Source organism: bacterium, assembly GCA_020440705.1.
Taxonomy (GTDB): domain Bacteria; phylum Krumholzibacteriota; class Krumholzibacteriia; order LZORAL124-64-63; family LZORAL124-64-63; genus JAGRNP01.
In genome coordinates this window covers 7,592-12,101 of the sequence record JAGRNP010000117.1, presented here as the reverse complement: position 1 = coordinate 12,101, position 4,510 = coordinate 7,592, and the positions used below count along the sequence as shown (strand labels likewise).

General features: G+C 70.5%; 4 protein-coding genes. 2 read left to right on the top strand and 2 right to left on the bottom strand.

Features of this window, described 5'->3' with window-relative positions:
• Positions 1–48: 48 nt before the first annotated feature.
• Positions 49–1,203, bottom strand: a complete 1,155-nt coding sequence (locus KDM41_14610; GenBank protein MCB1184658.1) for a cysteine desulfurase — start codon at positions 1,201–1,203, stop codon at positions 49–51.
• A 43-nt stretch (positions 1,204–1,246) separates the two neighbouring features.
• Positions 1,247–2,188 carry a quinolinate synthase NadA gene (nadA, locus tag KDM41_14605; protein ID MCB1184657.1) on the bottom strand — a complete coding sequence of 314 codons (942 nt, stop codon included), beginning with the start codon at positions 2,186–2,188 and terminating at the stop codon, positions 1,247–1,249.
• A gap of 320 nt (positions 2,189–2,508) precedes the next feature.
• Here nadA and KDM41_14600 point away from each other — a divergent pair, with 320 nt between their 5' ends.
• Together KDM41_14600 and KDM41_14595 are read left to right on the top strand one after the other, a co-directional pair.
• A complete protein-coding gene (locus tag KDM41_14600) occupies positions 2,509–3,747 on the top strand; it encodes a hypothetical protein (protein ID MCB1184656.1) in 1,239 nt (412 codons plus the stop codon).
• Between the two features lie 103 nt (positions 3,748–3,850).
• A partial coding sequence (locus KDM41_14595) for a hypothetical protein (protein ID MCB1184655.1) occupies positions 3,851–4,510 on the top strand: 660 nt, incomplete at its 3' end.

Sequence of the window (4,510 nt, the reverse complement as noted above, 5' to 3'; positions counted from 1 at the left end):
GGGCGCCCTCGTCTGGCGTCCGGCCCGCGCCCCGGGCCCGGGCGCTCCCTAGCCGCGCAGCCGACGCACCGCCGCGATGATGGTCTCGGCCGCGAAGTCCACCTCGGCCTCGGTGGTGAACCGGCCGAGTCCGATGCGCAGGCTCGCGGCCGCCAGGTCGTCGGGCACGCCGAGGGCCGCGAGCACCGGTGACGGCTCGCCGTCGGCGCTGCTGCAGGCGGCGCCGGTGCTCAGCGCCAGGGTCGTCAGGGCACCCACCAGGCGGCCCCGCGGCACGCCTCCGAACGAGACGTTGAGGTTGCCGGGCAGACGCCGCTCCGGGTCGCCGTTCAGGTGGACGTCCGGGAGCGCCGACCGCAGCCCTTCCCAGAGCCGGTCGCGCAGGGAGCGCACCCGGCGGTTCTCCTCTTCGCGTTCGGCCGCGGCCAGCCGGCACGCCTCCCCGAAGCCGACGATGGCCGGCACGTTCAGGGTGCCGGCGCGCAGGCCGCGCTCCTGGCCGCCCCCGAAGACCAGCGGGGCCAGGGTGACCCGCGGGTCGCGGCGGCGCACGTACAGGGCCCCCACGCCCTTCGGCCCATAGAGCTTATGGGCCGAGAGCGCGACGAGGTCGAGCCCGTCGCGGGCCACGTCGAGATCGACGCGGCCGGCCGCCTGGGCGGCGTCCACGTGCAGCAGGGCCCCCACCCGCCGGCACACCGCGGCGATCTCCGCCAGCGGCTGCACCGTGCCCACCTCGTTCTGGGCCCCGATGACCGCCACGAGCAGGGTGTCGGCGTCGACCACCGCGGCCACGGCTTCCGGAGCGACGAGGCCGTCGGGCCCGCTCGTCACCACCCGCACCCGCCAGCCCTCGTGGGCGGCCAGGTGGTCGAGCGGAGCGCTCACCGCCGGATGTTCCAGGTTGGTGCGCACCAGGGTGCGGCGCCCGCCTCCGGCCGCGGCGCGCGCCGCCCCGAGCAGGGCCAGGTTGTCGGCCTCGGTGGCGCCGGAGGTGAAGACGATCTCGCGGGGCGCGGCGCCGATCAGGCCGGCGACCTGCTCGCGGGCCGTCTCGACCAGGCGGGCCGCCGCCCAGCCGAAGGCGTGGCCGGCGCTGGCGGGATTGCCGAAGTGGTCGCGGGTCACCCGCGTGACGACGTCCAGGACGCGCGGATCGAGCGGCGTCGTGGCGTGGTGATCGAGGTAGACGGGAGTCTTCACGGACCCTCCCCGGCCCCGGCGCCGGGGCCCTGCCCCGCCGGCGTCAGCGGCTCAGTTCGAGCATGCGGTTGATGGGCGCGAGCGCCCGCGCAGCCACGGCGGGATCGACGACGACCTCGGGCGTGCGGTCGCGCATGCAGATATAGAGCTTCTCCAGGGTGTTCAGCTTCATGTAGGGGCACTCGTTGCAGCTGCAGGTCTCGTCGTTGCCGGGCGCCGGGATGAGCACCTTGTCGGGGTTCTCCTTGCGCATCTGGTGCAGGATGCCCGCCTCGGTGACCACGATGATCTCGCGCGCCGGCGTCCGGCGGGCGAACGCGAGGATCGCCGTCGTGCTGCCCACGTGGTCGGCGTGCTGCAGCACCCCCTCGGGGCACTCGGGATGGGCCGCGACCACCGCTTCCGGATGGGTCACCTTCAGCTCGACCAGCCGCTTCTCGTTGAAGACCTCGTGCACTTCGCAGGAGCCGTGCCACAGCACCATGTCCCGCCCGAGCGTCCGGCGCACCCAGTCCCCGAGATAGCGATCCGGGGCGAAGACGAGCGGCTGGTCGGCCGGGAAGCTCTGCACGATCTTCAGGGCGTTGCTGCTGGTGCAGATGACGTCGCTCATGGCCTTGGTCGCGGCGGAGCAGTTGATGTAGCTGATGACCTTGTGGCCCGGATGATCGCGCAGGAAGGCGGCGAACTCGTCCGGCGGGCACCCGTCGGCGAGGCTGCAGCCGGCGGCCAGGTCCGGCAGCAGCACCTGTTTGTCCGGATTGAGGATCTTCGCCGTCTCGGCCATGAAGTGCACGCCCGCGAAGACGATGACGTCGGCGTCGGTGGCCGCCGCCTGCTGGCTCAGGCCGAGACTGTCGCCCACGAAGTCGGCCACGTCCTGGATGTCCGGCTCCTGGTAGTAGTGGGCCAGGATGACGGCGTTCATCTCCCGCCGCAGGCGGTCGATCTCGGTGAACAGGTCCCGGGCGGTGGCTTCGGTCATGTGCTCTGCGGCTCCTGCTGGGCGGCTCGCGGCCGCCGGCACCCCACGCGGGCCCGGTCGCGGTGCTCGCTTCCGCCCGGCCCGGCGGCGAAAGCCTCGTCAATCTTGTCACAACCCGCCGGAACTGCAAGCCCGCACTCGGGATGATTCCGTTCTGCTTGTGGACTTTCCCGGGGCCAGACCCTATTATTCATCTGTTGGATTTGCGGCCACTGCCTCCTGCGGGCATGGATTCTCCGGTGCCCGGCTTCGCCCGGTGCCGGTTTCGGCGGCCGGCCGTTCCGTTCTCCCCACCAGCTGAACGTGAGGATATTGCGGCAATGACGAATATTGCTCCTGCCACGCCCGGCCGGCATTTCCGGCTGAACCTCCTGCTGCTGGCCGTCGTCGGTGTTTCCCTGCTGGGCCTGGCGGCCTGCAGCGAGGACAAGGCCACGGTCAACTTCCCCAGGACGCCCGCAGAAGAATCCCAGAAGTGGCTGTTCGACGTGACCGGCAACAGCGCCAGCGACATCTACGTCGCCGGCAACATCGGTGCCATGTTCCACTTCGACGGCGCCACCTGGACCGCCCAGGACATGGGCACCACGGCCGCCATCACGACCCTCTGGACCTCGCCCCTGCCGGGCGAGAACACGGTCTACGCCGCGGGCCACGGCGGCCGCATCTGGCGCAACACCGGCTCCGCCTGGAGCAGCATGACGAGCGGCACCCAGGCCAACCTCTACGGCATGGGCATGTTCGCCAACCAGCTCCACGCCGTGGGCGCCAAAGGGGCGATCCGGCGGCTCAGCGGTTCCACCTGGTCCGGCGCCGGGGGCACCATGTTCCAGCTCGACGAGAACGGGTCGCCCATCGACACCCTGAGCACCACCGAGGACCTCTCCTCCCTGCTGGCGGTCAACACGTTCTTCCTCGGCGGGGCCTATTTCGATCCCAAGTACGAGGGCCAGCGATTCGGCACCCTGGGCACCAAGGGCACGGTGCTGGCGGCCAACACCGATGCCGCGCTGATCGGCCCCTGGATCCTGCGTCCCCTCAGTGGCGAGGTCCTGGTCGAGGACGAGTGGGTCATGTGCATGACCAACGATCCGGCCGACCTGTCCCGGAACTACCTCGGTACGAGCGAGGGGTGGCTGTTCCGCATCGTGATCAATGACGAAGGCAACCGGGTCTGGAAGAAGTTCTATCCCGAGTTCTCGATCGATCCGGGCGCGGGCATCCGTGACATCTGGGTCGATGACGCGACCGGCGACGTCTACCTCGTCACCGACGAGGGCAAGGTCTGGTTCCAGACCGCCGACTACAGCTTCGCCGACGACACCGGCACCCGGGAACTGCTGTACGACGAGGTGGGCAGCTTCGTGTCGATCTGGGGCACCGGCCCGGACAACCTCTACTTCACCGGCTACTTCGACGAGAAGATCTTCCACGGCGACCACGACACCGGCGCCGGGACCTTCACCGTCACCGAGATTCCCCTGGCATTCCCGGCCAAGTCGGCGGCGTCCGACGGCCTGGCGGCCGGGTTGAACGAGAAGGGCCTGCCGCTGCGGTAGCCCCGGCGCCGCGGCCCCGGCCCCGCCATCCCTCCCCGACGGCCCGGTTCCCCAGGGAACCGGGCCCACGCACGTCCCGCAATCCGCTTCGGAGGTACCAACCATGCTGCATCGTCGCCGTCACGGACGCGTCGCCCTGCTCGTCCTGACCCTCTTCACCCTCGCGGTCATCCCGGCCCTGGCCGACTACGCCCCCGATCCGTCCGCCGCCCGATCCGACATCCCGGCCGACTACCAGTGGGCGCCGGGCCACATCTTCGCCGATGACGCCGCCTGGGAGGCCGAACTGGCCGCCGTGGCCGCCGACATCCCCAAGCTGAAAGACTTCCGGGGCCGCCTCGGCGAGTCGGCTGCCGCGATGCTCGACGCCTTCAACGCCCAGGACGCCCTCGGCCAGCGCTTCTTCCGCGTCTACATGTACGCGCAGACGAAATTCGACGTCGACCGCGGCAACGGCGACCTCGCCACCATGGACGGCCGGGTGAAGGCCCTCTTCCCCGCGTTCGGCGAAGCGACCAGCTGGATCGAACCCGAGCTGCTGGCCCTCGACCCCCAGGTCATCCGCAACTTCATGGCCGAGGAAGCCGACCTCCAGATCTACAACTACTACTTCAGCGAACTCTGGCGGCAGCAGGACCACACCCTCAGCGGCCCCGAGGAACGCATCATGTCCCTCACCGGCAACCTGCGCTCGGCCCCCAAGGCGGCCTACGACGCGCTGCTCGGCGTGGACATGGAGTTCCCCGACGTGATCAACGCCGAG

Bases quoted from the DNA above. Each gene is read 5' to 3' on its own strand.
- nadA (MCB1184657.1), bottom strand. From the start codon at position 2,188: ATGACCGAAGCCACCGCCCGGGACCTGTTCACCGAGATCGACCGCCTG.
- KDM41_14600 (MCB1184656.1), top strand. From the start codon at position 2,509: ATGACGAATATTGCTCCTGCCACGCCCGGCCGGCATTTCCGGCTGAAC.